The sequence below is a fragment of the Pontibacillus sp. ABV4_188 genome, from assembly GCF_056311905.1.
The window spans coordinates 115,892-141,646 of sequence record NZ_CM149975.1; the positions used below are offsets into that span (position 1 = coordinate 115,892).

Consider the following 25,755-nt stretch of genomic DNA (forward strand, 5'->3'; position numbering starts at 1 on the left):
ATCAATTGACTATATTTGTAAGGTGTGATACGGTTTCGACTATATAGACGGATTTTATTCTTTTATTATATTTTTTAGAAAACTTGGTAATACTGCATGTTAGGAGGTGACCGTGGTGCTTAAGAGAGTGGTCCAATTATTTATTGTTATCGCAGGTGGTACTATAGGATTTTTGTTTATACCGGACCTGATTGTTGGTCTGTCAGATGTGCCGCAAGAATCCTGGATGGCCAATGAGTACATCGGGATGGTGTTAGGAGCCATAATATTATATTTATTAACATTTTGGTTTGTCGATTATATCGTCAATTTCTTTATGTGGGTAGAAGAAACGCTTGTTAAAGTTCCTGTGGCAGATCTGTTGTTTGGGAGTTTAGGTCTTATTGTAGGGTTAATCGTAGCATTTTTGGTTAATATCCCTCTTCAGGATAACCCTATATTAGTAGTGTCGCAGGTGTTGCCGATCTTCCTAACGGTTATTTTAGGTTATTTAGGCTTCCAAGTAGGTTTTAAACGACGAGATGAATTCAATAATCTCCTTTCATTAGCGAACAAAAAGGAAAAAGAAAAAGATCGTAAGAAATCAACGGATCAGGATGATGAGGAGTCAGATCTTGCTCCTAAGACAAAGATCTTAGACACAAGTGTTATTATTGATGGCCGAATCGCTGATATTTGCCAAACTCATTTTCTTGAGGGGACGATTTTAATTCCGCAGTTCGTTTTAGAAGAATTGCAGCATATTGCAGATTCTTCAGATGTTCTGAAGCGGAATAGAGGCCGTAGAGGCTTGGATGTTCTTAACCGAATGCAAAAGGAACTTCCAGTTAATGTGGAAATCTACGAAGGTGATTTTGAAGATGTTCAAGAAGTGGATAGTAAGCTCGTGAAATTAGCGAAACTCATTAATGGTATAGTGGTTACCAATGACTTTAACTTAAATAAAGTTTGCGAGTTTCAAAATGTTCAAGTCCTGAATATAAATGATTTAGCTAATGCCGTTAAGCCAGTAGTGTTACCTGGTGAAGAACTTACGGTTCAGGTTATTAAAGACGGAAAAGAACAGAATCAGGGTGTGGCTTACCTCGATGACGGAACGATGATCGTTGTAGAAGAAGGTAAAGATTATATTGGACGTACGATTGAAGTTCTTGTTACAAGTGTACTTCAGACCTCTGCTGGTCGAATGATTTTTGCCAAGCCTAAACTACTTGAAAAAGCCTTGTAAGTAGAGTATAAACGAAATAGAGTTTCTCAAAAGTGATAACAGTACTGTTATCGCTTTTGTTTTGTTTAAAGCATTTATTATTACACATTTAGGATGGGATCTATGAGTTCGTATCAAGTTATAATACTAGCTGCTGGCCAGGGGAAGCGGATGAAGGTTGGGCAGAATAAACAGTTTTTATCCATACACGGAAAACCGCTTCTCATTCATACAATTGAAGCTTTTACGCAAGATCTTTCATGCGAACAACGTATTGTAGTCATTAACCCAAACGAACGGACGCAGATAGAACGTTTATTAGAAAGGTATGGCTATTTAAATCAGGTTACGCTTATTGATGGAGGCGAAGAACGCCAAGATAGTGTGTACGCTGGTCTTCAGGCTATAAATGGAGACTCTATCGTTCTGATCCATGATGGAGCGAGACCTTTTGTTAAGAGGGAATCAATACGGGAGCTGGTAAATGAGGCCGGGGACCATGGTGCGGCTCTTTTGGCTGTACCAGTAACGGATACGATTAAACAATATCAATCGGGAAGCCTTAAAACGTTGAAACGAGATGAGCTTTATGCGGCTCAAACACCGCAAGCTTTTCGTTATGAATTAATTCTTTCAGCTCATGAGCAGGCAAAAGAAGAACATTACCTTGGGACAGATGATGCTTCTTTGGTTGAAAGGCTTGGGCAGAACGTCGAAGTAGTACAAGGAAGTTATGATAATATTAAGCTTACAACGCCTGAAGATATAGAAAAAGCTGAAACGATTATAAATAAGCGTACTGCTGGGATAGAAGCGAAGGAGGAAAAGGAAATGTTTCGTGTAGGGCAAGGATTTGATGTTCACCAGTTAGTAGAAGGTAGACCTTGTATCATTGGGGGAGTTGAGATCCCTTATGAAAAAGGTCTGCTCGGTCATTCTGATGCCGATGTTTTATTACATACGGTGGCAGATGCTTGTTTAGGAGCTATTGGAGAAGGTGATATTGGAAAGCACTTTCCGGATACAGATCCTGAGTTTAAGGATGCCGACTCTGTGAAGCTGCTTGAACATGTATGGGGGATTGTAAAAGAAAAAGGGTATGAACTAGGGAATATAGATTGTACCATCATCGCACAAGCACCAAAGATGTCACCTCATACAACAGCCATGCAAACCAATATTGCGCGCATACTAGAGGCAGAAACGTCACAAATTAACGTTAAAGCCACAACTACGGAAAAACTCGGTTTTCCTGGTCGTAAAGAAGGAGTAGCAGCACAAGCCACGGTTTTACTTACACGCTCAAAATCGCTATAATGAGCAAGGTAAATAACAAAATTCGTTTATCAAGCACGTGCTTGAGATGATAAAATGAAAGTAGACTATCATTCGCTAGAAAGAAGGGGAATTATTCATGACAAATGAAATTCGCGTGCGTTATGCGCCTAGTCCGACAGGTCATTTACATATCGGAAATGCGCGTACAGCACTTTTCAATTATTTATATGCACGTCACCATGGCGGTAAATTTATTATTCGTATTGAGGATACGGATGAGAAGCGTAACGTTGCTGGTGGAGAACAGAGCCAGATGGAATTCTTAAAATGGCTGGGAATCGATTGGGATGAGAGCGTTGATGTCGGTGGAGACTACGGTCCTTATCGTCAAATGGAACGTTTAGACCTGTACCAGCAGTACATTGATGAACTATTGGACAAGAATCTTGCATATAAATGTTATGTGACAGAAGAAGAATTAGAAGCAGAGCGTGAAGCTCAGCGTGCTCGAGGCGAGGTACCGAAGTATTCAGGTGCACATCGTGACCTTACAGAAGAGCAGATCAAACAATTTGAAGCTGAAGGCCGTCAGCCTAGTATTCGTATTAGAGTTCCAGAAGGGGTTACGTATAAGTTCAATGACCTTGTTCGTGGAGAGATTACGTTTGAATCAAATGACTTTGGAGATTGGGTTATTGCGAAGAAAAATGGCACGCCAACGTATAATTTCGCAGTAGCAGTTGACGATTATCTTATGAAGATTACAGATGTCCTACGTGGAGAAGAGCATATTTCCAATACGCCAAAACAAATGATGGTTTATGATGCTCTTGGTTGGGAAGCACCTCGCTTTGGTCATATGGCTTTAATCTTAAATGAACAACGCAAGAAGTTAAGTAAACGCGATGAGCATATTCTTCAGTTTATTGGTCAGTATGAGAAATTGGGCTATCTACCTGAAGCCTTATTCAATTTCATTACATTGCTTGGTTGGTCTCCGGTAGGGGAGGAAGAAATCTTTACCGCTGAACAACTTATAGAAATCTTTGACCCTTCACGTTTATCATCTTCACCAGCAGTATTTGATCCTCAGAAGTTAAAGTGGATTAACAACCAATATGTTAAAGCATCAAGTTTAGATCGTATTGTAGACCTTGCACTTCCTCACCTTGTGGAAGCGGGACGACTTTCTGAAGATATGAGTGAAGATCAACGTGCATGGGCACGCGAGCTAATTTCCTTATATCAAGAACAACTAAACTATGCAGCTGAGATTGTGGAGCTGACTGAACTATTCTTCAAAGAGGAAATTGACTATGACGAAGAAGCTATGGCTGTCTTAAAAGAAGAGCAAGTACCAGAAGTGCTTGAGACTTATAGTGCCAAACTTGATGAATTAGAAGCTTTTGAGCCAGATGCCATTAAAAAAGCGGTTAAAGCTGTTCAAAAAGAAACAGGGCATAAAGGGAAGAAGCTTTTCATGCCAATACGTGTGGCGACAACTGGTCAGACTCATGGGCCTGAATTACCGAACGCCATCCATTTGCTTGGAAAAGAGACGGTTCAAAAACGCTTAAAAAATGCTGTAGAGCAGCTTCAAGCATAGAAGTTCACATTTTCCGAGAAATATAATATATTAGCATTAATAACCTAGAACGTTGAAGAGGAGAAGTAAAGGGATCGCTCCTTTCTTGCAGAGACAATCACCGAGGCTGAAAGTGGTTGAAGGAGCTCCTTTGAAATGCACCTCTGAGTCTCTTGTTGAATTTTAGTAAACAAGAGCGGTACTCTCCCGTTATGAGAGGCGAGTTGGAGATAAGTACGTTTTGTCTCAAACAGAGTGGAACCGCGCATGAAGCGTCTCTGTGTTTTTATAAGCACAGAGGCGCTTTTTTTCTGTCTCGCATAAGGGTTTACCGCCTGCTCACCTTTTTCTCATGATGATGTAATGGAGGGATATGAATGGGACTTTTCCAAATGCTCAAGGAAGATGTTGATGTTGTATTTGATCAAGACCCGGCTGCTAGAAGTCGTTTTGAAGTAATCTTAACCTATTCAGGTTTACATGCAATATGGGGGCATCGACTTGCACATGCCTGCTATATTAAAAAGTTTTTCTTTTTAGCAAGAGTCATCTCGCAACTAAGTCGTTTTTTCACAGGAATTGAAATCCATCCAGGTGCCAAGATTGGTCGTCGATTCTTTATTGATCACGGCATGGGTGTTGTCATTGGGGAGACGTGTGAAATCGGAGATAACGTGACCATATTCCAAGGCGTTACGTTAGGTGGAACGGGGAAAGAGAAGGGCAAACGTCACCCAACTCTTAAGGATCATGCCCTTGTGGCTACCGGAGCAAAAGTGCTTGGTTCGATTACGATCGGAGAGAATTCAAAAGTAGGAGCGGGATCTGTTGTACTTAACGATGTACCCGATCACTCAACTGTTGTAGGAATCCCAGGAACCATAGTTATACGAAATGGGAAGAAAGTACGTAAAGACTTAGATCACCATAAAATGCCTGACCCAGTCGCTGATCGTTTTAAAAAGATGGATGAAGAAATTACTCGCTTACAAAAACAAATAGAAGATATGAAACAAGGAGTGAACAATAATGGGGATTCAGATTTATAACACCCTTACACGTCAAAAAGAAGCGTTTCAACCAATTGAAGAAGGAAAGGTACGTATGTATGTGTGTGGTCCAACGGTTTACAACTACATTCATATAGGGAATGCGCGACCTGCTATTGTATTTGATACGGTTCGTAAATATTTTCAGTATCAGAATTACGACGTACATTACGTTTTAAACTTTACAGATGTAGATGACAAATTAATTAAAGCGGCTAACGAATTAGGCTCTGATGTGCCAGAAATTGCAGAGCGATTCATCGAAGCCTATAAAGAGGATGTAGGAGCATTCGGTGTAGAAGAAGCAATAGATCATCCTCGGGTAACTGAAAACATGGCTGAGATTATAGAATTTATCAATACATTAGTGGAGAAAGGTCATGCGTATGAATCAGGGGGAGACGTTTACTTCCGAACTCGCTCCTTTGATTCTTATGGCAAGCTATCTCAACAATCCATTGATGAACTTAGAACGGGGGCACGAATTGAAGTGGGGGAGAAGAAAGAAGACCCACTTGATTTCACCTTATGGAAAACAACAAAAGATGGAGAAATTGCTTGGGAAAGCCCTTGGGGAGAAGGACGACCTGGTTGGCATATAGAGTGTTCCGCTATGGCAAAGAAATACCTTGGGGACACGATTGACATTCACGCAGGGGGGCAAGACTTAACGTTTCCTCACCACGAAAATGAAATTGCCCAATCTGAGGCGTGTAACGGTAAGCAGTTTGCAAACTACTGGATGCACAACGGATATATCAAGATAGAGAACGAGAAAATGTCTAAATCTCTCGGAAATTTTGTACTTGTTCATGATATCATTAAGCATCACGACCCTCAGGTTATTCGATTCTTTATGCTTAGCGTTCATTACCGTCACCCAATCAACTTCAGTGAAGCATTGCTTGAGGGGGCTAAGAACAGCTTAGACCGTATAAAGAATGCTTATGAAAACCTAGAGCACCGTAAACAGTCAGCTACAAATCAAACAGATGATGACGAACAGTGGATCCAAAAGGTAGAAGCTTACAAGAACACATTTATTGAAGAGATGAATGATGATTTTAATACAGCTAACGCTATTTCTGTACTGTTTGATCTCACTAAAGATGCAAACGTGTATTTACAATCCACTCACACATCGGAAAACGTTATTGCCACATTCCAACATACATTGTCTGAATTAGCAGAAGTGTTAGGAATTCGCGTAGCGGGGGAAGATGAGTTGCTTGATGAAGAAGTTGACGCCTTAATTCAAGAGCGAATTGATGCAAGGAAGAATCGTAATTTCCAAAGAGCTGATGAAATACGAGATGACTTAAAAGACCGCGGCATCATTTTAGAGGATACACCTCAAGGTACACGCTGGAAGAGAGGTTAATATGAATCATCAAACAGTAGATGTTAGACAGATGAAGAGTCTAACCCTCGCCTACATGGGTGATGTAGTATATGAACAGTTTGTCAGGGAGCATTTAATTCGGAGCGGGAGTGTGAAGCCGCAGCAATTGCACCAAGCTGCGGTACGCTTTGTCTCCGCTAAATCTCAGGCTGCTGTCATTCGCTATTGGTTAGATGAACAGCTGTTAACAGAAGCAGAAGAAGGAATCGCTAGAAGGGGAAGGAACGCGAAAAGCGGTTCGACTCCTAAGAATACAGATGTACAAACCTATCGTTATAGCACAGCGTTTGAAGCGCTGTTAGGGTATCTGTATTTCATGCAACAAAGAGACCGACTATATGAGTTGGTTGATCTTGCTATACAATACGTAGAAGAAAGGAGCGCGACATCATGAAAGAAGAATGGATTATAGGAAAAAATGCCGTTTCAGAAGCATTAAAATCAGGACGATCGATTAATAAAGTCATGATTTCTGATCAACTTCAGCATAAGGCGACTCAATCTCTTCAAAAGGTCGCTAAAGAAAACGGTGTCCAAGTCCAAAAAGTACCCAAGAAAAAAATAGATCAATTGGTAGAAGGTAGCCACCAGGGTGTTATAGCATCCGTAGCGGCGTATAGCTACAGTGAGCTAGATGATCTGTTTGATCACGCGCACCGTAAAGGGGAGTCCCCTTTCTTCTTAATTCTTGATGAAATAGAGGATCCTCATAATTTAGGTTCCATCCTTCGCACAGCAGATGCCGCGGGTGTACATGGGGTCATTATTCCAAAAAGACGTTCCGTAGGATTAACGGCTACTGTAGCGAAGACATCCACAGGAGCAATAGAGTACATTCCAGTTGTGCGTGTGACGAATTTAGCGCGAACAATTGAAGATTTGAAGAAAGAACATGTATGGGTGGTAGGAACAGATGCTAAAGGAGAAGAGGACTACCGACAACTAAAAGGGGACATGCCAATTGCGCTTGTCATTGGGAGTGAAGGAAAAGGGATTAGTCGATTAGTAAAAGAAAAATGCGACTGGTCTGTTCGCCTGCCAATGGTTGGTCAAGTAACCTCTCTTAATGCTTCTGTTTCGGCTAGTTTGCTTATGTATGAAATACACAGGAAGCGCCACCCATTGGATGAGTAATAATGGTAGTTCTCATTGTAGATGGATACAACATTATAGGGGCCTGGCCGGAACTTCAATCCTTAAAAGATCATGACCTTGGCCAAGCCCGTGATCTATTAATTGAAAAGATGGCCGAATATCGAGCTTTTTCCAAATACAGAGTAATCGTGGTCTTTGATGCATACTATGTTCAAGGTATAGAGAAAAAGCGAAAAGATTATGACGTAGAAATTGTTTTTACAAGAGAAAATGAAACAGCAGATGAGCGAATAGAAAAGCTGGTTCAGGAAGTTAAAAACATTCGAACCCAAGTGTATGTGGCAACATCTGACTACACCGAACAACGAACGATATTTGCACAAGGCGCTCTGCGCTTATCAGCAAGAGAACTTCATATTGAGATGAAAAATATAGAAAAAGAGATTCAAAACGAGGTAAAGTCTTATAATCAGGTTCAAAACAAGTCTAAAATACCGATAAAAAAAGAAGTGTTAGATGTGTTTGAAAAGTGGAGGAGAGGCGAAAAGTAATGCCAGGTTGTGTTGACGCTTTTGAAACGCTTACTGTATAATATTTCTATATCGAGTGTAGTACGGTCGGGGGGAATCCTTACGTGATCATCGGACAAGTGGAGAAGGACATCAAGGATTTGGATTTTGAGCAAATGTCAGACGAAGATGTCGTTGTTTATGTGCATAAAGGAGATAGTCGAGCTTTAGAACATTTGATTAATAAGTATAAAAATTTTGTACGTGCTAAAGCCCGCACATATTTTCTAATTGGCGCAGACCGAGAAGATATTGTGCAGGAAGGAATGATCGGATTGTATAAAGCAATTCGAGATTACCAAGAGGACAAACTTTCCTCGTTTAAAGCCTTCGCAGAATTATGTGTAACTCGCCAAATTATAACTGCCATTAAAACTGCCACTAGACAGAAACATATACCTCTTAACTCATATGTTTCTTTAGACAAACCCATCTATGATGAAGAGTCCGATCGAACATTGTTGGACGTAATAGCCGGTGCAAAAGCTTTAGATCCCGAAGAATTGGTTATAAACCAAGAACGGTTTGGTGACATGGAATATAAAATGTCAGAATTATTAAGTGATTTAGAAAGAAAGGTTCTGAGTTTATATTTAGATGGCAGATCTTATCAGGAGATCTCGGTAGATTTAAACCGCCATGTTAAGTCCATCGATAATGCGCTACAACGGGTAAAGAGAAAGCTCGAGCGATACCTTGAAATCAGCGAAATTACGCTCTGACGCTACGTTGACAGCCTTATAATCCCATGGTACATTAATGGAAGTGACTAAAACCCTGGAATGGGGCGGAGAAAAATGCGAAATAAGGTAGTCTTAGCGTGTGTTGAATGTGCAAGTCGTAACTACTCAACAAATAAGAACTCGAGCATCAATCCTGAGCGACTTGAAGCACGAAAGTATTGTAAGAATTGCGGCAAACACACCCTGCACCGGGAGACAAAATAACGAGGAAGCCTTACGGGTGAAAGTTTGGGGGTACTAGCATGTTCAAGTTTTTCAAAAACGTTTCTCGAGAAATGCAAAAAGTCAGTTGGCCTAAAGGGAAAGAACTTTCTAAATACACTGTAACGGTTATTTCAACCGTGGCTTTTGTTGCTGTCTTCTTTGCAGTAGTAGACTTAGGGATTTCGTGGATTCTTGAATTGATTACCGAATAAAGCACTTATGTTTATGTTATAATGTTATTAATACGTTTCTTGCTCAAAAAACCCGTTTAACGGGTTTTTTCATGTTGATCAAAAAACGAAACTTAACAATGAGGGAGGGAAGGGCAAACCGTTTGTCCTGAAACTATGGAAAAAAGATGGTATGTTGTACACACTTATTCTGGTTACGAGAATAAAGTGAAAACAAATTTAGAGAAACGTGTGGACTCTATGGGGATGGAAGATAAAATCTTCCGTGTAATTGTCCCTGAAGATGAAGAAACGGAAATTAAGAACGGTAAACGCAAGACCGTAAAAAAGAAGACTTTCCCCGGCTATGTGTTAGCGGAAATGGTAATGACAGATGATTCTTGGTATGTTGTGCGCAACACACCAGGAGTAACAGGTTTCGTTGGATCTACTGGTTCAGGTTCGAAGCCTACCCCTCTCTTGGAAGAAGAAATGGAAACAGTTCTTAAGCGAATGGGGATGGATGAGCCGCTTCAAGATATTGGTTTTGAAGTGAAAGAGAGTGTCCGAGTAACAGAAGGGCCTTTCGCAAACTTTACTGGTTCTATTGAATCCATTGATTTGGACAAGCAAAAGGTCAAAGTACACGTTAATATGTTCGGGCGCGAAACCCCGGTTGAGCTTGAGTTCTCTCAAATTGAAAAATTATAATGGGGGACCCCTTGCATTCTTTCTGGAAAAATGCTAGAATTTTTATGTTCTTAATGCCTCGAGAAAGAGGATTTATGTGTATATGATTGAGTGGGAGGGGGATACCCCCTGTAACCACATCACGGACTTAAGGAGGTGTGTCTCGTGGCTAAAAAAGTTATTAAAGTTGTAAAACTACAGATTCCTGCAGGTAAAGCCAACCCGGCTCCACCAGTTGGACCAGCACTAGGTCAAGCAGGTGTTAACATCATGGGTTTCTGTAAGGAATTTAACGCACGTACAGCAGATCAAGCTGGTATGATCATTCCGGTTGAAATTACGGTGTTTGAAGACCGTTCATTTACATTCGTCACTAAAACTCCGCCTGCTGCCGTTCTTCTTAAAGATGCGGCTGGCATTAAATCCGGATCAGGCGAACCGAACCGCAATAAAGTTGCAACAATTAAGCGCGACAAAGTACGCGAAATTGCTGAAACAAAAATGCCTGACCTAAATGCTGCTAACGTGGATGCAGCTATGCGCATGGTTGAAGGTACAGCGCGTAGCATGGGACTTGTTATCGAGGACTAATCCCACAGCGGCTCTGGATTGAGTAAGGTTGCGAGGTGGGGGATTTCCGCATTTCGCAACCTTTATTCGTGGGAGGTAAAACCGTTAAAACCACAACGAGGAGGAAAATGAAATGGCTAAAAGAAGCAAAAGATACCAAGAAGCTTTAAAATTAGTAGATAAATCAAAAGCTTACGACTCTCAAGAAGCAGTCAAGCTTGTTAAAGAAACATCAAAAGCAAACTTTGATGAAACAGTTGAGGCAGCTTTCCGTCTAGGGGTAGACCCTAAGAAAGCAGACCAACAAATCCGTGGCGCTATGGTACTACCACACGGAACTGGTAAATCCCAGCGTGTTCTAGTTTTCGCTAAAGGTGATAAAGCGAAAGAAGCAGAAGCGGCGGGTGCAGACTTCGTAGGTGAACAAGACCTAATCAACCAAATCAACCAAGGTTGGTTTGAATTTGATGTAGTTGTAGCAACTCCAGACATGATGGCTGAAGTTGGTAAACTAGGTCGCGTACTTGGACCAAAAGGTCTAATGCCTAACCCTAAAACAGGAACTGTAACATTCGATGTTGAAAAAGCTGTTAACGAAATCAAAGCAGGTAAAGTTGAATACCGCGTTGATAAAGCAGGAAACATCCATGTGCCAATTGGTAAAGTTTCCTTTGAAAATGACAAATTAGTTGAGAACTTCACAGCGATCACTGAAACGCTAATGAAGGCGAAGCCTCAGGCTGCTAAAGGAACTTACATGCGTAACGCATCAGTAGCTTCCACTATGGGACCTGGTGTACGCGTAGACATTTCTTCTTTCAAAAGCTAATTTGGCATTGACTTTTCAATAGCGCTTAGCTATAATATTCAATGTTGCAAATATGAATACGTTATACCGTAGACAGTAGGTGCGCTTGTCGCTTAATTTCCTACCGAGGTGTGTTGATATACGTGATAGTTGTTCGCCGATAGCTATCATCAACTCATGTGCCTTCTCGTCTACCTTGAAGGCACATTTTTTATGACTTATATCGCGAGCCTTTTATGAACCTTGGCACCCTAACGGTATGATGAAAAGTCAATAGGAGGTGGAACGATGAGCAGAATTATTGAACACAAGAAACAGCTTGTTTCTGAAATTGCTGATAAACTTCAGAACAGTAAATCTACAGTACTTGTAGATTACCGCGGGCTAGACGTTGATACGGTAACGAATCTTCGTGAACAACTTCGTGAAGCTGGCGTAGACTTCAAAGTGTATAAAAACACAATGACTCGCCGTGCGACAGCAGAAGCAAACTTAACTGAGCTTGATGAGGTATTAGTTGGACCAACAGCACTTGCATTTAGCGAGGACGACGCTGTATCCCCTGCTAAAATCATCAACGGCTTCGTTAAAGAAAACGACGCTCTTGAAATCAAAGGCGGCGTGATCGAAGGTAGTGTCGCAAGCGTTGAGCAAATCAAAGAACTTGCAGAACTACCAGACGCAAACGGACTTGTATCTATGCTACTTTCTGTACTACAAGCTCCAATGCGCAACTTCGCACTTGCAACAAAAGCAGTTGCAGACCAAAAAGAAGAACAAGGCGCTTAATAGCCTGATAGGCACGTCTAATAATTATATTTATTACAAGGAGGATATATCATGACTAAAGAACAAATTATCGACGCGATCAAAGAAATGAACGTTCTTGAACTTAATGATTTAGTAAAAGCAATTGAAGAAGAATTTGGAGTAACTGCTGCAGCACCTGTAGCTGTAGGTGGCGGCGCTGAAGAAGCTGCTGAAGAGCAAACTGAATTTGACGTTGTTCTTGAAGACGCTGGTTCTTCTAAGATCAAAGTAGTTAAAGCAGTTCGCGAAATCACTGGACTTGGACTTAAAGATGCTAAAGACTTAGTAGATAACGCTCCAAAACCAGTTAAAGAAGGCATCGCTAAAGAAGAAGCTGAAGAAATGAAAGCTAAGCTTGAAGAAACAGGCGCTAAGATCGAACTTAAGTAAGAGAAAGCACAAAAAGCTCGCTGGATAACGGCGAGCTTTGCTTTTGTTATACATTAGGTTTTTAGCCTTTTACTAAAAAGAATCTTATGTAAAACATAGTGCAAGATGGGTAGGTGTTATGGATGGCAGAACACTATTATTCAAGAAATCCTGAATCTAAGAGTGCTCCAAAGTCATGGACGTTCAACTTACGAGGAAGAACGCTTAACTTTAGCACAGATCAAGGAGTATTTTCTAAAGACGAAGTAGATTTTGGGTCTAGAACCTTAATAGAAACGTTTGCTGAACCAGAGATCAATGGAGAATTTCTTGATCTGGGCTGTGGATATGGCCCCATAGGTCTTTCCCTCGCTCTGGATTTCCCAGATCGTAAAGTTGTTATGGTAGATGTTAACGAGCGAGCGACTCAATTAGCTCAAGACAACGCAGCAAAGAATAACGTAAAGAATGCAGATATATTACAAAGTGACCAATTTTCTGCTATACAACATCAGAGCTTTGCGGCAATCGTAACGAATCCACCAATTAGAGCAGGAAAGAAAGTTGTTCATTCCATGTTCGATCAAAGTCACCAGGCTCTTCTGCCAGGAGGCGAATTGTGGGTTGTCATTCAAAAAAAGCAAGGTGCTCCATCTGCTAAGCAACATTTAGAAGAGTTATTCGACCAGGTAACTATTGAAAAGAAGGCAAAAGGTTACTTTATTCTCAAGGCTAAAAAGTTTGACTCGGAAATTTAGTTGTGATAGTATTGAAAAATGCCAATATATAAGTTTCTATGTCAAGAGTTTTTTTAAACTTTTTGCGTATAAATGCCTTCCGTTAGGCAAGACTGGTAAAATCGAATAAACAAATCGTATATTGTGGTTTTCTTATAGAAACCCTTTTTTCTTTTGTCTAACGCTAAGGAAAACGGAATTGTTCAATTACACTTGTCTTGTACGAGTGTAACTATAGATTAACCTGGTGCAGGAGTGATCCTTCTGTGCTAGCTAGTTCGGCATGCCATTTTTGCCGGACAATTTTTTCTTTATTAAAATGCTTGATTTGAGGGGTGAATCAGTTGACAGGTCAACTAGTTCAGTATGGACGACACCGCCAGCGCAGAAGTTATGCGCGTATCAGCGAAGTTCTCGAATTACCAAATTTAATTGAAATTCAAACCGCTTCTTATGATTGGTTCTTAGAAGAAGGTTTGAGGGAGATGTTCCAAGACATTTCACCAATTGAGGACTTTACAGGTAATCTTTCACTAGAGTTCGTAGATTACACTCTAGGAGAGCCAAAGTATCCTGTAGATGAATCAAAAGATCGGGATGTCACATATTCAGCTCCTCTTCGCGTTAAAGTACGCTTGCTCAATAAAGAAACTGGCGAAGTTAAAGAGCAGGAAGTGTTTATGGGTGATTTCCCACTAATGACTGGTACAGGTACTTTCGTCATTAATGGTGCAGAGCGTGTAATCGTATCTCAGTTAGTTCGTTCTCCAAGCGTCTACTTTAATCCTAAAGTTGATAAGAACGGTAAGAGAGGGTATACAGCTACTGTAATCCCAAACCGTGGTGCTTGGTTAGAATTTGAAACAGATGCAAAAGACGTAGTTCACGTACGTATTGATCGTACCCGTAAACTTCCGATTACAGTCTTATTGCGTGCATTAGGCTTTGGTACAGACCAAGAGATTATCGATCTAATTGGTGAAAACCAATACCTGAAGAATACGCTTGAGAAAGATAATACGGAAAACAGTGAAAAAGCTCTTTTAGAAATTTATGAGCGTCTTCGCCCTGGTGAACCACCAACAGTAGAAAATGCGAAGAGTTTACTTGTTTCACGCTTCTTTGATCCTAAGAGATATGATCTTGCACACGTTGGTCGTTACAAGATTAATAAGAAGTTGCACATCAAGAATCGCCTATTTAACCAAGTGTTAGCTGAGTCATTGGCTGATCCGGAAACAGGTGAAATCCTTGCAAACAAAGGGGATAAACTAGATCGTCGCCTATTGGATAAGATTCTACCATATCTTGAAGGTTCCGAAGAGAATCTTGGAGATGAATACGTAGAGCCCCATGATGGTGTGCTAGATGACCCTATGAAGATTCAAAACGTTAAGATTGTAGATCCTACAGACCCTGAAGGAGAGAGAACTCTTAACGTAATCAGTAACGCAAATGTTGATGACAGTACAAAGAACATCACGCCGTCTGACATTCTATCTGCAGTAAGTTACTTCTTTAACTTACTTCATGATGTAGGTGGCACGGACGATATTGACCACTTAGGTAACCGTCGTCTTCGTTCGGTTGGTGAGCTTCTGCAGAACCAATTCCGTATTGGTCTATCTCGTATGGAGCGTGTAGTACGTGAGCGTATGTCGATTCAAGATACTGCTTCTATTACACCACAACAACTGATTAACATTCGCCCAGTTATTGCATCTATTAAAGAGTTCTTTGGTAGCTCTCAGTTGTCTCAGTTCATGGACCAAACGAACCCGCTAGCAGAATTAACGCACAAACGCCGTCTTTCTGCATTAGGACCTGGTGGTTTAACACGTGAGCGTGCAGGTTTTGAAGTACGTGACGTACACTACTCTCACTATGGACGTATGTGTCCGATCGAAACGCCAGAGGGACCAAACATTGGTCTAATCAACTCACTTTCATCTTATGCGAAAGTAAATAAATTTGGGTTTATCGAAACACCATATCGTCGTGTTGACCCTGAAACAGGGAAAGTAACAGCCCGAATAGATTACTTGACTGCTGATGAAGAGGACAACTATGTAGTTGCTCAGGCAAACGCTAAGCTAGAAGAAGATGGATCGTTCCAAGACGAGGAAGTAATTGCTCGTTTCCGTGGTGAGAACACTGCAGTTAAGCGCGAACGTATTGACTACATGGACGTATCGCCGAAGCAGGTTGTTTCTGCAGCGACAGCATGTATTCCTTTCTTAGAAAACGATGACTCCAACCGTTCCCTAATGGGTGCGAACATGCAACGTCAAGCTGTACCTTTGATGGAACCTGAATCACCACTAGTTGGTACAGGTATGGAATATGTATCTGGTAAAGATTCTGGTGCTGCTGTTGTAGCTCACCATGAAGGTATCGTAGAACGTGTAGATGCTAAGGAAGTTCTGGTTCGTCGTATCTCAGTAGTAGACGGGAAGGAAGTTGAAGGCGACCTAGATCGTTATCGCTTCCAGAAATTTATCCGTTCAAACCAAGGTACTTGTTATAACCAGAAACCAATCGTTAGCGCTGGGGATCGTGTTGAAAAAGGAGAAATTCTTGCTGATGGTCCTTCCATGGAAAAAGGTGAGCTCGCATTAGGTAAAAACCCTCTTGTTGCCTTTATGACATGGGATGGTTATAACTATGAGGATGCGATTATCATGAGTGAACGCCTTGTCAAAGATGACGTTTACACTTCTATTCATATTGAAGAGTATGAATCAGAAGCTCGTGATACGAAATTAGGACCAGAAGAAATCACGCGTGATATCCCGAACGTGGGTGAAGATGCACTTAAAGATCTAGACGATCGCGGTATCATCCGTGTTGGTGCTGAAGTAAGTGATAGCGATCTGTTAGTAGGTAAAGTTACGCCTAAAGGTGTTACAGAGCTTTCAGCAGAAGAGCGTTTATTACATGCAATCTTTGGTGAGAAGGCACGTGAAGTACGTGATACTTCCCTGCGTGTACCACACGGAGCTGGCGGTATTGTACTTGACGTTAAAATCTTCAATCGTGAAGATGGAGACGAGCTTCCTCCTGGTGTAAACCAGTTGGTTCGCGTTTACATTGTACAAAAGCGTAAGATTTCTGAAGGTGACAAGATGGCCGGTCGTCACGGTAACAAAGGTGTAATCTCAAAGATCCTTCCTGAGGAAGATATGCCTTACCTACCAGACGGCACACCAGTTGATGTCATGTTAAACCCATTAGGTGTACCATCACGTATGAACATTGGTCAGGTACTCGAGTTACACTTAGGAATGGCTTCTCGCCTACTAGGTGTCCGTATGGCTACGCCAGTATTTGACGGTGCTCGTGAGGAAGACGTATGGGAAACGTTACAAGAAGCTGGTATGGCAAGAGATGCGAAAACAATTCTTTATGATGGACGTACTGGTGAACCGTTCGACAACCGTGTATCTGTAGGTGTCATGTACATGATTAAACTTGCACACATGGTTGATGACAAACTTCACGCGCGTTCTACTGGACCTTACTCCCTCGTTACGCAACAACCATTGGGTGGTAAAGCTCAATTTGGTGGTCAGCGTTTCGGTGAGATGGAAGTATGGGCACTTGAAGCATACGGTGCTGCATATACGCTACAAGAGATCTTAACTGTTAAGTCTGATGACGTTGTTGGACGTGTTAAAACGTATGAATCAATTGTCAAAGGTTCTAATGTACCTGAACCAGGCGTACCAGAATCATTTAAAGTATTGATCAAAGAGCTACAAAGTTTAGGTATGGACGTTAAGATGTTAACAGCAGATGAATCTGAAATTGATTTACGCGATATTGAAGAAGAAGAAGCGCAATCAGCAGAAAAGCTGAACGTTGAAGGCGATCCTAAAGACGAAATAGAGTAAGAGCTTATGACACTGGACTCTAAGCTTAGGGTAAAACCTGGAGATTATAAGGGAGGTAGGCCCCTTGCTAGATGTAAACAACTTTGAATATATGAAGATAGGTTTAGCTTCGCCTGATAAGATTCGTTCTTGGTCATTTGGTGAAGTGAAGAAACCAGAAACCATTAACTATCGTACGTTAAAGCCGGAGAAAGACGGCTTGTTCTGTGAACGTATTTTCGGTCCTACAAAAGACTGGGAATGTCATTGTGGTAAGTACAAACGTGTTCGTTACAAAGGAATCGTTTGTGATCGTTGTGGCGTAGAAGTAACCAAAGCGAAAGTACGTCGTGAGCGTATGGGGCACTTAGAATTAGCTGCCCCTGTCTCTCACATTTGGTACTTCAAAGGAATCCCAAGTCGTATGGGACTTGTTCTTGATATGTCACCTCGTGCTTTAGAAGAAGTGATTTATTTCGCGGCATATGTGGTAACAGATCAAGGGGATACAGCCCTTGAGAGAAAACAGTTGCTTTCTGAGAAAGAATACCGTACGTATCGTGAGAAGTACGGGAAGTCCTTCCAAGCTCTAATGGGTGCTGAAGCGATCCGTAAATTGCTTCAAGATATCGATTTAGAGAAAGAAGTAGAAACTCTTAAAGAAGAATTGAAAACGGCTCAAGGTCAGCGTCGTACTCGTGCTATTAAACGTTTAGAAGTACTTGAGGCTTTCCGTGGCTCAGGTAACGATCCATCTTGGATGATCTTAGATGTTCTTCCTGTAATCCCACCGGAAATTCGTCCGATGGTACAACTTGACGGTGGACGTTTTGCGACCTCCGATTTAAACGACCTATATCGTCGTGTGATTAACCGTAATAACCGTTTGAAGCGTCTATTAGATCTTGGAGCTCCTACAATTATCGTCCAAAACGAGAAACGTATGCTACAAGAAGCTGTAGATGCCTTGATTGATAACGGCCGACGTGGCCGTCCGGTTACTGGACCAGGGAATCGTCCTCTTAAGTCCCTTTCTCATATGCTAAAGGGTAAACAAGGTCGTTTCCGTCAGAACTTGCTAGGTAAACGTGTAGACTACTCTGGTCGTTCTGTAATCGTCGTTGGACCTAGTCTGAAGATGTATCAGTGTGGTTTACCAAAAGAAATGGCACTAGAACTATTTAAGCCTTTTGTAATGCGCGAACTAGTTGATCGCGGACTTGCACACAACATTAAGTCTGCTAAACGTAAAATTGAACGCATTCACCCAGAGGTTTGGGATGTTCTAGAAGAAGTGATTAAAGAGCACCCTGTTCTTCTAAACCGTGCCCCTACACTTCACCGCCTTGGTATCCAAGCGTTCGAACCTACTCTTGTAGAGGGACGTGCAATTCGCCTGCACCCACTAGTATGTACAGCGTATAACGCTGACTTTGATGGTGACCAAATGGCTGTTCACGTACCACTTTCTGCAGAGGCACAAGCAGAAGCTCGTATCTTAATGCTTGCTGCGCAGAACATCTTGAATCCTAAGGATGGAAAGCCAGTTGTTACTCCTTCACAGGATATGGTTTTAGGTAACTATTATCTAACACTAGAGCGCGAAGACGCAGTGGGTGAAGGGAAAGTATTTAAAGATACAAACGAAGCTCTAATTGCTTATCAGAATGGATATGTTCACTTACACACTCGTGTAGCTGTGCATGCTCGTTCATTAAATAACGGTACATTCACTGAAGAACAAAACACCCAGCTATTATTAACAACAGTTGGTAAGTTAATCTTCAACGAAATTCTACCTGAATCTTTCCCTTACATTAACGAACCAACTCAAAGTAACCTTGAAGGCAAAACGCCGGAAATGTACTTCATTGAGAAGGGGACAGATGTTAAAGAGGAAATTAAGAAACGTGATTTAGTTTCTCCATTCAAGAAGAAAATTCTTGGGAACATTATCGCAGAAGTCTTTAAACGCTTTAAGATTAGTGAAACATCTAAAATGCTTGACCGCATGAAAGATCTAGGTTTCGCTTACTCAACTAAAGCTGGTATCACTGTTGGTGTTTCTGACATCGTGGTACTTCCAGAGAAACAAACCATCCTTGAGGAAGCTCAAGGTAAAGTAGACAAAGTTATGAAGCAGTTCCGTCGTGGTTTGATTACAGATGATGAGCGTTATGATCGTGTTATCGCTATTTGGTCAGCGGCCAAAGATGATATTCAAGATCGACTAATGCATACACTTGATCCTGCCAACCCTATCTTCATGATGAGTGATTCCGGAGCTCGTGGTAACGCATCTAACTTCACGCAGTTAGCTGGTATGCGTGGTCTTATGGCCAACCCGGCTGGTAAGATCATCGAACTTCCAATCAAATCAAGTTTCCGTGAAGGTCTGACGGTTCTAGAGTACTTTATCTCTACACACGGTGCTCGTAAAGGTCTTGCCGATACAGCACTGAAAACAGCCGACTCAGGTTACCTTACTCGTCGTCTAGTTGACGTAGCACAAGATGTTATCGTTCGTGAAGACGATTGTGGCACTGATCGTGGCTTAGAAGTAGCTTCCCTTACTGAAGGTACGGAAATGATCGAACCACTTATTGATCGCCTGATTGGACGTACTGCGTTCAAGACGGTCCATCACCCAGAAACAGGCGAGGTAATGGCCACTCGTGATCAAATTATTACTGAAGACATGGCACGTTTAATTGTAGATGCGGGTGTTGAAAAAGTAACAATCCGTTCAGCATTTACATGTAACACACGCCATGGTGTATGTAAGAAATGTTACGGCCGTAACTTAGCAACAGGCTCAGAAGTAGAAGTGGGAGAAGCTGTTGGTATTATCGCTGCACAATCGATCGGTGAACCGGGTACACAGCTTACAATGCGTACCTTCCACACTGGTGGTGTTGCAGGGGATGATATCACACAAGGTCTTCCTCGTATCCAGGAGTTATTTGAAGCTCGTAACCCTAAAGGTCAAGCTGTAATCAGTGAGATCCATGGTACAGTAGAAGAAGTGAATGAAGTAAAAGAAAAACTTGAAATTACAGTTCAAGGCGAAGTCGAAAAGCGTAGCTATACAGCCCCATATGGTGCTCGCATGAAGGTTACGGTTGGAGACACTGTTCAAGCTGGTGAAGAGCTGACAGAAGGTTCTGTAGATCCAAAAGAATTACTGAAAATTCAAGGTGTAGAAGGCGTTGAAATGTATCTTCTACGTGAAGTTCAGAAAGTTTACCGTATGCAGGGTGTTGAAATCGGCGATAAGCACGTTGAAGTAATGGTGCGCCAGATGCTTCGCAAAGTTCGTGTACTTGACGCTGGTGATACGGATGTTCTTCCTGGTTCACTACTTGAGATCCACCAATTCCGTGAGGCAAACCGTGACGCACTTGTAGAAGGAAGCCAACCAGCGGTAGGTCGTCCTGTACTACTTGGAATCACGAAAGCATCGCTCGAAACAGATTCCTTCTTATCTGCTGCATCCTTCCAGGAAACAACTCGTGTCCTAACTGATGCTGCAATTAAAGGAAAACGTGACGAATTGCTAGGACTTAAAGAAAATGTTATTATTGGTAAGTTGGTTCCGGCCGGTACGGGTATGCCTCGCTATCGTTCAGTACAACCAGCATCCGATGAATTAACAGAAGATATGATTAAAGCTGAAGAGCCTGAAGAGATCACACAGTCTTAATTTAGAAATAGTAAGCTGATGAAGCAAGTGATAATCTAGGAGGCATCTAGAAAAAATATTCTAACCACGTTGACATTATTAGATGCGGGTGATACTATATTCTAGGTGCTTCCATTTATCCTTGTTACTTTGGAGGATATAGTTAAATGTCTTATGAAAAAGTAGCACAGGCTAAGTCGAATGTAGTAATTGGAACAAAGCAAACCATGAAAGCTATAAAACATGGTCAAGTCCAAGAAGTTATTGTTGCTGATGATGCTGATCAGCATGTAACGGCTAAAGTACTGCGACTCGCAGAAGAGTGTGGAACTCCTTTCCAACGAGTGGATTCAATGAATAAATTGGGTAAAGCTTGTGGGATTGATGTGGGAGCAGCTGTAGTTGCGATAAAGCATTAAAGTTTTGGCGTAAAGGCAAACTTTCGCGAAAGCTTTGTTTTTTGCTTATTTATGAACCACCTGGATGTGTGGTATTACAAAAGTGAATTTGAAGGGAGGATAATCACATGCCTACTATTAATCAATTAGTACGTAAAGGTCGCGTTTCTAAAAAGAAAATGTCAGACTCTCCAGCGCTTAACAAAGGCTATAACAGCTACAAGAAGAAGTTCACAGATCAGTCTTCTCCACAAAAGCGTGGTGTTTGTACACGTGTTGGTACGCTAACGCCAAAGAAACCGAACTCTGCACTTCGTAAATATGCTCGTGTTCGTTTAACGAACAGCATCGAAGTAACTGCGTATATTCCTGGTATCGGCCACAACCTACAAGAGCACAGTGTTGTTCTTATCCGTGGTGGACGTGTAAAAGACTTACCGGGTGTACGTTACCACATTGTACGTGGTGCTCTTGACACTGCTGGTGTTGAAGGCCGCATGCAAGGACGTTCTAAATACGGAACGAAAAAACCTAAAAAATAAGGCAAGTTAACTTGCACTTAATAAAACTTTAGTAAGATTGAAAGGAGGGGACCGTATGCCACGTAAAGGACCAGTACCAAAGCGTGATGTATTGCCAGACCCAATGTACAACTCTAAGCTTGTAACTCGCCTGATCAACCAAATCATGGTGGATGGTAAACGCGGTAAAGCACAAAAAATTCTTTATAAAGCATTCGAACTAGTACAAGAGCGTAGTGGAAACGACGCTATGGAAACTTTCGAACAAGCTCTTAAGAATGTAATGCCAGTACTAGAGGTTAGAGCACGTCGTGTAGGTGGATCTAACTACCAAGTACCAGTTGAAGTACGTCCAGAGCGCCGTCAAGCACTTGGACTTCGTTGGGTTGTTAACTATTCTCGTCTTCGCGGTGAGAAAACAATGGAAGAACGTCTAGCTAACGAAATCCTAGATGCAGCAAATAACACTGGTGCTTCTGTTAAGAAGCGCGAAGATGTTCACAAAATGGCTGAAGCAAACAAAGCATTTGCTCACTACCGTTGGTAATAACGAACATCAAACTATATCACCCAATAGGGAGGAGAAGAACGCATGCCTAGAGAGTTCTCCTTGGAAAAGACACGTAATATCGGTATCATGGCTCACATCGATGCTGGTAAAACCACTGCTACAGAACGTATCTTGTTCTATACAGGTCGTATCCACAAGCTAGGTGAAACGCACGAAGGTGCGTCTCAAATGGACTGGATGGAGCAGGAACAAGACCGTGGTATCACAATCACTTCTGCAGCAACAACTGCACAGTGGAAAGACCACCGCATCAATATCATTGATACACCTGGACACGTAGACTTCACAGTAGAAGTTGAACGTTCTCTACGTGTACTTGATGGTTCTGTGGCTGTACTAGATGCTCAGTCTGGTGTAGAACCACAAACAGAAACAGTATGGCGTCAGGCTACTACTTACGGTGTTCCTCGTATTGTTTTCATTAACAAGATGGACAAAGTAGGAGCTGACTTCCTATACTCTACTGGTACACTTCAAGATCGCCTTGGCGCGAACGCTCATCCTATCCAATTACCAATTGGTGCAGAAGATGAGTTTGAAGGTATTATCGATCTAATCGGTATGCAAGCTTATTTCTATGAAGATGACTTAGGTACACGTCTTGAAGCACGTGAAATTCCTGAGGAATACAAGGAACAAGCTGAAGAGTACCGTGGTAAGCTAATTGAAGCTGTTGCGGAATCTGATGAAGAATTAATGATGAGATACCTTGAGGGTGAAGAATTCACAAATGAAGAGCTTATGACTGCAATTCGTCAAGCTACTCTAAATGTTGATTTCTACCCAGTTCTATGCGGTTCTGCATTTAAGAACAAAGGTGTTCAGTTGTTAATCGATGCTGTACTTGACTACCTTCCATCTCCACTGGACGTACCTCCAATCGAAGGTTTCGTTCCACGTACTGAGGAACAAGTAGTTCGTAAGGCAGACGACAAAGAGCCATTCTCTGCTCTTGCCTTTAAGGTAATGACAGACCCATACGTTGGTAAGTTAACATTCTTCCGCGTATACTCTGGTGTATTATCTTCTGGTTCATACGTTAAGAACTCTACTAAAGATAAGCGTGAGCGCGTAGGTCGTATCCTGCAAATGCACGCAAACTCTCGTGAAGAGATCTCTGAAGTATACACAGGAGATATTGCAGCTGGTGTTGGTCTTAAAGATACAGCTACAGGTGACACTCTATGTGATGAAAAGAACCTTGTTATCTTAGAATCCATGGAATTCCCTGAGCCGGTAATCTCTGTTGCGATCGAACCGAAGTCTAAAGCTGACCAAGATAAGATGTCTATCGCGCTTGGTAAGTTGGCTGAAGAAGATCCAACGTTCAAGACGGAAACAAACGTTGAGACTGGTCAAACGATCATCTCTGGTATGGGTGAATTACACCTAGACATCATCGTGGACCGTCTTCGTCGTGAGTTCAAAGTAGAAGCAAACATTGGTAACCCACAGGTTGCTTACCGTGAAACGTTCCGCGGTTCTGCAAACGTTGAAGGTAAGTTCGTACGTCAGTCTGGTGGTCGTGGACAATACGGTCACGTATGGATGACATTCGAGCCTAACGAAGAAGGCGCTGGCTTTGAATTCCAAAACAAAATTGTTGGTGGTGTAATTCCTCGTGAATACATCGCATCAGTACAACAAGGTGTCGAAGAAGCTATGGAAAACGGTGTTGTTGCCGGATATCCACTAATCGACATTAAAGCAACGCTATTCGATGGTTCTTACCACGATGTAGACTCCAACGAAATGGCTTATAAAGTTGCCGCTTCAATGGCACTTAAAGAAGCGAAAAATAAATGTAAACCAGTTCTTCTTGAACCAATGATGAAAGTTGAGATCGTAATCCCAGAAGAGTACATGGGAGACATCATGGGTGACGTAACTTCCCGTCGTGGACGTGTAGAAGGTATGGATACTCGTGGTACTGCTCAACTTGTTAAAGCATTCGTACCTCTTTCTGAAATGTTCGGTTATGCAACAAGCCTACGTTCTAACACGCAAGGTCGCGGAACGTACACGATGCACTTCTCTCATTATGAAGAAGTACCGAAGAGCATTTCTGAAGAGATTATCAAGAAAAATTCTGGTCAGTAATTGATTTTTTCGTAAATCTCAAGTATAACTTGTATTGTACGTATAGGAGCTAGTTGTCATTTGGCAGTTAGCTCTTGTACAACAAATATATTTACAATAACATTTTCTTATATTTAAAGGAGGAAGTTTTAGAATGGGTAAAGAGAAATTTGACCGTTCCAAGTCCCACGTTAACATCGGGACTATTGGACACGTTGACCATGGTAAAACTACATTAACTGCAGCAATCACTACTTGCTTACACCAGCGTTCTGGTTCTGGTACAGCAATGGCGTACGATCAAATTGATGGTGCTCCAGAAGAGCGCGAGCGCGGTATTACAATCGCAACAGCTCACGTTGAGTATGAAACAGAAAACCGCCACTATGCACACGTTGACTGCCCAGGTCACGCTGACTACGTTAAGAACATGATCACTGGTGCGGCACAAATGGACGGCGCGATCCTAGTTGTTTCTGCAGCTGACGGTCCAATGCCACAAACTCGTGAGCACATCCTACTTTCTCGTCAGGTTGGTGTACCTGCGATCGTAGTATTCCTTAACAAGTGCGACATGGTAGACGACGAAGAGCTACTTGAACTAGTAGAAATGGAAGTACGTGACCTTCTTGGCGAATACGACTTCCCTGGTGACGATGTACCAGTAGTTAAAGGTTCTGCTCTTAAAGCTCTTGAAGGTGAAGAGCAATACGTTAACGCAATCTACGAACTAATGGATGCTGTTGACGAGTATATCCCAACTCCAGAGCGTGACAACGACAAGCCATTCATGATGCCAGTTGAGGACGTATTCTCAATCACTGGCCGTGGTACAGTTGCTACTGGTCGTGTTGAGCGTGGTTCTGTTAAAGTTGGAGATGAAATTGAAATCATCGGTATGGCAGAGGAAGCATTCAAGACTACAGTAACTGGTGTTGAAATGTTCCGTAAGCTTCTTGACTACGCTGAAGCTGGTGACAACATCGGTGCACTACTTCGTGGTGTTAACCGTGACGACATCAACCGCGGTCAAGTACTAGCAAAGCCTGGTTCAATCACTCCTCACCATAAGTACAAAGCAGAAGTTTATGTACTTTCTAAAGAAGAAGGTGGACGTCATACTCCATTCTTCAACAACTACCGCCCACAGTTCTACTTCCGTACTACGGACGTAACTGGCGTTATCCAACTTCCTGAAGGCGTAGAAATGGTTATGCCTGGGGACAACGTAGAAATGGAAGTTGAACTTATTTCTAAAATCGCTATCGAAGATGGAACTAAGTTCTCTATCCGTGAAGGTGGCCGTACAGTAGGCGCTGGCGTTGTATCAACTATCATTGAATAGT

General features: G+C 41.9%; 24 protein-coding genes and 2 other annotated features. All 24 genes read left to right on the forward strand.

Annotation, left to right across the window (positions count from 1 at the left end; all coding sequences use genetic code 11):
• Positions 1-115 precede the first annotated feature (115 nt).
• The 24 genes from ACYX4O_RS00600 to tuf all read left to right on the forward strand — a co-directional run bounded on the left by ACYX4O_RS00600 (position 116) and on the right by tuf (position 25,754).
• Positions 116-1,228, forward strand: a complete 1,113-nt coding sequence (locus tag ACYX4O_RS00600) for a PIN/TRAM domain-containing protein (RefSeq protein WP_476353739.1) — start codon at positions 116-118, stop codon at positions 1,226-1,228.
• Positions 1,229-1,330: 102 nt separating this feature from the next.
• Entirely contained in the window at positions 1,331-2,524 is a 1,194-nt protein-coding gene (locus ACYX4O_RS00605; protein ID WP_476353741.1) for a bifunctional 2-C-methyl-D-erythritol 4-phosphate cytidylyltransferase/2-C-methyl-D-erythritol 2,4-cyclodiphosphate synthase, read from the forward strand.
• A 97-nt stretch (positions 2,525-2,621) separates the two neighbouring features.
• The gene (gene gltX, locus ACYX4O_RS00610; protein ID WP_476353743.1) at positions 2,622-4,091 is read left to right on the forward strand and encodes a glutamate--tRNA ligase; all 1,470 of its coding nucleotides are present in this window, start codon (positions 2,622-2,624) and stop codon (positions 4,089-4,091) included.
• A 43-nt stretch (positions 4,092-4,134) separates the two neighbouring features.
• Positions 4,135-4,353: a binding site (T-box leader), on the forward strand.
• A gap of 94 nt (positions 4,354-4,447) precedes the next feature.
• Entirely contained in the window at positions 4,448-5,119 is a 672-nt protein-coding gene (gene cysE / locus ACYX4O_RS00615; protein WP_188655936.1) for a serine O-acetyltransferase, read from the forward strand.
• Positions 5,100-6,500: a cysteine--tRNA ligase gene (cysS, locus tag ACYX4O_RS00620; protein ID WP_476353745.1), complete on the forward strand. Its 1,401-nt coding sequence runs from the start codon at positions 5,100-5,102 to the stop codon at positions 6,498-6,500. The genes cysE and cysS overlap by 20 nt, the downstream gene beginning before the upstream one ends.
• 1 nt (position 6,501) lies before the next feature.
• Positions 6,502-6,915 carry a Mini-ribonuclease 3 gene (locus ACYX4O_RS00625; protein ID WP_476353747.1) on the forward strand — a complete coding sequence of 138 codons (414 nt, stop codon included), beginning with the start codon at positions 6,502-6,504 and terminating at the stop codon, positions 6,913-6,915.
• Entirely contained in the window at positions 6,912-7,655 is a 744-nt protein-coding gene (gene rlmB, locus ACYX4O_RS00630; RefSeq protein ID WP_476353749.1) for a 23S rRNA (guanosine(2251)-2'-O)-methyltransferase RlmB, read from the forward strand. Before ACYX4O_RS00625 ends, rlmB begins: the two co-directional genes overlap by 4 nt.
• Before the next feature lie 2 nt (positions 7,656-7,657).
• Entirely contained in the window at positions 7,658-8,167 is a 510-nt protein-coding gene (locus tag ACYX4O_RS00635; RefSeq protein WP_476353751.1) for an NYN domain-containing protein, read from the forward strand.
• Between the two features lie 134 nt (positions 8,168-8,301).
• Positions 8,302-8,907: an RNA polymerase sporulation sigma factor SigH gene (sigH, locus tag ACYX4O_RS00640; RefSeq protein ID WP_229721305.1), complete on the forward strand. Its 606-nt coding sequence runs from the start codon at positions 8,302-8,304 to the stop codon at positions 8,905-8,907.
• A 60-nt stretch (positions 8,908-8,967) separates the two neighbouring features.
• Positions 8,968-9,132, forward strand: coding sequence for a 50S ribosomal protein L33 (gene rpmG / locus ACYX4O_RS00645; protein WP_476353753.1), 165 nt, complete (start codon positions 8,968-8,970; stop codon positions 9,130-9,132).
• A gap of 38 nt (positions 9,133-9,170) precedes the next feature.
• A complete protein-coding gene (secE, locus tag ACYX4O_RS00650) occupies positions 9,171-9,344 on the forward strand; it encodes a preprotein translocase subunit SecE (RefSeq protein ID WP_036787619.1) in 174 nt (57 codons plus the stop codon).
• Between the two features lie 135 nt (positions 9,345-9,479).
• Positions 9,480-10,013, forward strand: coding sequence for a transcription termination/antitermination protein NusG (gene nusG / locus ACYX4O_RS00655; RefSeq protein ID WP_036787617.1), 534 nt, complete (start codon positions 9,480-9,482; stop codon positions 10,011-10,013).
• A 144-nt stretch (positions 10,014-10,157) separates the two neighbouring features.
• Positions 10,158-10,583 (forward strand): 50S ribosomal protein L11, encoded by a 426-nt coding sequence (gene rplK / locus ACYX4O_RS00660; RefSeq protein ID WP_476353756.1) that lies wholly within the window; start codon positions 10,158-10,160, stop codon positions 10,581-10,583.
• Between the two features lie 112 nt (positions 10,584-10,695).
• Positions 10,696-11,391: a 50S ribosomal protein L1 gene (gene rplA / locus ACYX4O_RS00665; RefSeq protein ID WP_207528825.1), complete on the forward strand. Its 696-nt coding sequence runs from the start codon at positions 10,696-10,698 to the stop codon at positions 11,389-11,391.
• Between the two features lie 48 nt (positions 11,392-11,439).
• Positions 11,440-11,591, forward strand: a sequence feature (ribosomal protein L10 leader region).
• Positions 11,592-11,658: 67 nt separating this feature from the next.
• A complete protein-coding gene (rplJ, locus tag ACYX4O_RS00670; RefSeq protein WP_476353758.1) occupies positions 11,659-12,159 on the forward strand; it encodes a 50S ribosomal protein L10 in 501 nt (166 codons plus the stop codon).
• A gap of 51 nt (positions 12,160-12,210) precedes the next feature.
• Positions 12,211-12,570, forward strand: a complete 360-nt coding sequence (gene rplL, locus ACYX4O_RS00675) for a 50S ribosomal protein L7/L12 (protein ID WP_476353760.1) — start codon at positions 12,211-12,213, stop codon at positions 12,568-12,570.
• Positions 12,571-12,692: 122 nt separating this feature from the next.
• The gene (locus tag ACYX4O_RS00680; RefSeq protein WP_476353762.1) at positions 12,693-13,307 is read left to right on the forward strand and encodes a class I SAM-dependent methyltransferase; all 615 of its coding nucleotides are present in this window, start codon (positions 12,693-12,695) and stop codon (positions 13,305-13,307) included.
• A gap of 323 nt (positions 13,308-13,630) precedes the next feature.
• Complete coding sequence (gene rpoB, locus ACYX4O_RS00685) at positions 13,631-17,179, forward strand: DNA-directed RNA polymerase subunit beta (RefSeq protein WP_476353764.1); 3,549 nt, start codon at positions 13,631-13,633, stop codon at positions 17,177-17,179.
• 64 nt (positions 17,180-17,243) lie between these two features.
• Complete coding sequence (gene rpoC, locus ACYX4O_RS00690) at positions 17,244-20,861, forward strand: DNA-directed RNA polymerase subunit beta' (RefSeq protein WP_476353766.1); 3,618 nt, start codon at positions 17,244-17,246, stop codon at positions 20,859-20,861.
• Positions 20,862-21,007: 146 nt separating this feature from the next.
• Complete coding sequence (locus ACYX4O_RS00695; protein ID WP_476353768.1) at positions 21,008-21,259, forward strand: 50S ribosomal protein L7ae-like protein; 252 nt, start codon at positions 21,008-21,010, stop codon at positions 21,257-21,259.
• 107 nt (positions 21,260-21,366) lie between these two features.
• Entirely contained in the window at positions 21,367-21,780 is a 414-nt protein-coding gene (gene rpsL, locus ACYX4O_RS00700) for a 30S ribosomal protein S12 (RefSeq protein WP_036787595.1), read from the forward strand.
• Between the two features lie 55 nt (positions 21,781-21,835).
• Complete coding sequence (rpsG, locus tag ACYX4O_RS00705) at positions 21,836-22,306, forward strand: 30S ribosomal protein S7 (protein ID WP_188655924.1); 471 nt, start codon at positions 21,836-21,838, stop codon at positions 22,304-22,306.
• A 45-nt stretch (positions 22,307-22,351) separates the two neighbouring features.
• Positions 22,352-24,430, forward strand: coding sequence for an elongation factor G (gene fusA, locus ACYX4O_RS00710; protein ID WP_036787786.1), 2,079 nt, complete (start codon positions 22,352-22,354; stop codon positions 24,428-24,430).
• Between the two features lie 133 nt (positions 24,431-24,563).
• The gene (tuf, locus tag ACYX4O_RS00715) at positions 24,564-25,754 is read left to right on the forward strand and encodes an elongation factor Tu (RefSeq protein WP_476353771.1); all 1,191 of its coding nucleotides are present in this window, start codon (positions 24,564-24,566) and stop codon (positions 25,752-25,754) included.
• The last annotated feature ends 1 nt before the right edge of the window (position 25,755 follow it).

Excerpts from the sequence above, each read along its gene's own strand:
- rpsG (WP_188655924.1), top strand. The coding sequence starts at position 21,836 with ATGCCACGTAAAGGACCAGTACCAAAGCGTGATGTATTGCCAGACCCA.
- rlmB (WP_476353749.1), top strand. The coding sequence starts at position 6,912 with ATGAAAGAAGAATGGATTATAGGAAAAAATGCCGTTTCAGAAGCATTA.
- gltX (WP_476353743.1), top strand. The coding sequence starts at position 2,622 with ATGACAAATGAAATTCGCGTGCGTTATGCGCCTAGTCCGACAGGTCAT.
- cysS (WP_476353745.1), top strand. The coding sequence starts at position 5,100 with ATGGGGATTCAGATTTATAACACCCTTACACGTCAAAAAGAAGCGTTT.
- ACYX4O_RS00695 (WP_476353768.1), top strand. The coding sequence starts at position 21,008 with ATGTCTTATGAAAAAGTAGCACAGGCTAAGTCGAATGTAGTAATTGGA.
- ACYX4O_RS00625 (WP_476353747.1), top strand. The coding sequence starts at position 6,502 with ATGAATCATCAAACAGTAGATGTTAGACAGATGAAGAGTCTAACCCTC.
- tuf (WP_476353771.1), top strand. The coding sequence starts at position 24,564 with ATGGGTAAAGAGAAATTTGACCGTTCCAAGTCCCACGTTAACATCGGG.
- ACYX4O_RS00605 (WP_476353741.1), top strand. The coding sequence starts at position 1,331 with ATGAGTTCGTATCAAGTTATAATACTAGCTGCTGGCCAGGGGAAGCGG.
- nusG (WP_036787617.1), top strand. The coding sequence starts at position 9,480 with ATGGAAAAAAGATGGTATGTTGTACACACTTATTCTGGTTACGAGAAT.
- rplA (WP_207528825.1), top strand. The coding sequence starts at position 10,696 with ATGGCTAAAAGAAGCAAAAGATACCAAGAAGCTTTAAAATTAGTAGAT.
- fusA (WP_036787786.1), top strand. The coding sequence starts at position 22,352 with ATGCCTAGAGAGTTCTCCTTGGAAAAGACACGTAATATCGGTATCATG.
- cysE (WP_188655936.1), top strand. The coding sequence starts at position 4,448 with ATGGGACTTTTCCAAATGCTCAAGGAAGATGTTGATGTTGTATTTGAT.
- ACYX4O_RS00680 (WP_476353762.1), top strand. The coding sequence starts at position 12,693 with ATGGCAGAACACTATTATTCAAGAAATCCTGAATCTAAGAGTGCTCCA.
- rplJ (WP_476353758.1), top strand. The coding sequence starts at position 11,659 with ATGAGCAGAATTATTGAACACAAGAAACAGCTTGTTTCTGAAATTGCT.
- sigH (WP_229721305.1), top strand. The coding sequence starts at position 8,302 with ATGTCAGACGAAGATGTCGTTGTTTATGTGCATAAAGGAGATAGTCGA.
- rplL (WP_476353760.1), top strand. The coding sequence starts at position 12,211 with ATGACTAAAGAACAAATTATCGACGCGATCAAAGAAATGAACGTTCTT.
- rpmG (WP_476353753.1), top strand. The coding sequence starts at position 8,968 with ATGGGGCGGAGAAAAATGCGAAATAAGGTAGTCTTAGCGTGTGTTGAA.
- secE (WP_036787619.1), top strand. The coding sequence starts at position 9,171 with ATGTTCAAGTTTTTCAAAAACGTTTCTCGAGAAATGCAAAAAGTCAGT.
- rpsL (WP_036787595.1), top strand. The coding sequence starts at position 21,367 with ATGCCTACTATTAATCAATTAGTACGTAAAGGTCGCGTTTCTAAAAAG.
- ACYX4O_RS00635 (WP_476353751.1), top strand. The coding sequence starts at position 7,658 with ATGGTAGTTCTCATTGTAGATGGATACAACATTATAGGGGCCTGGCCG.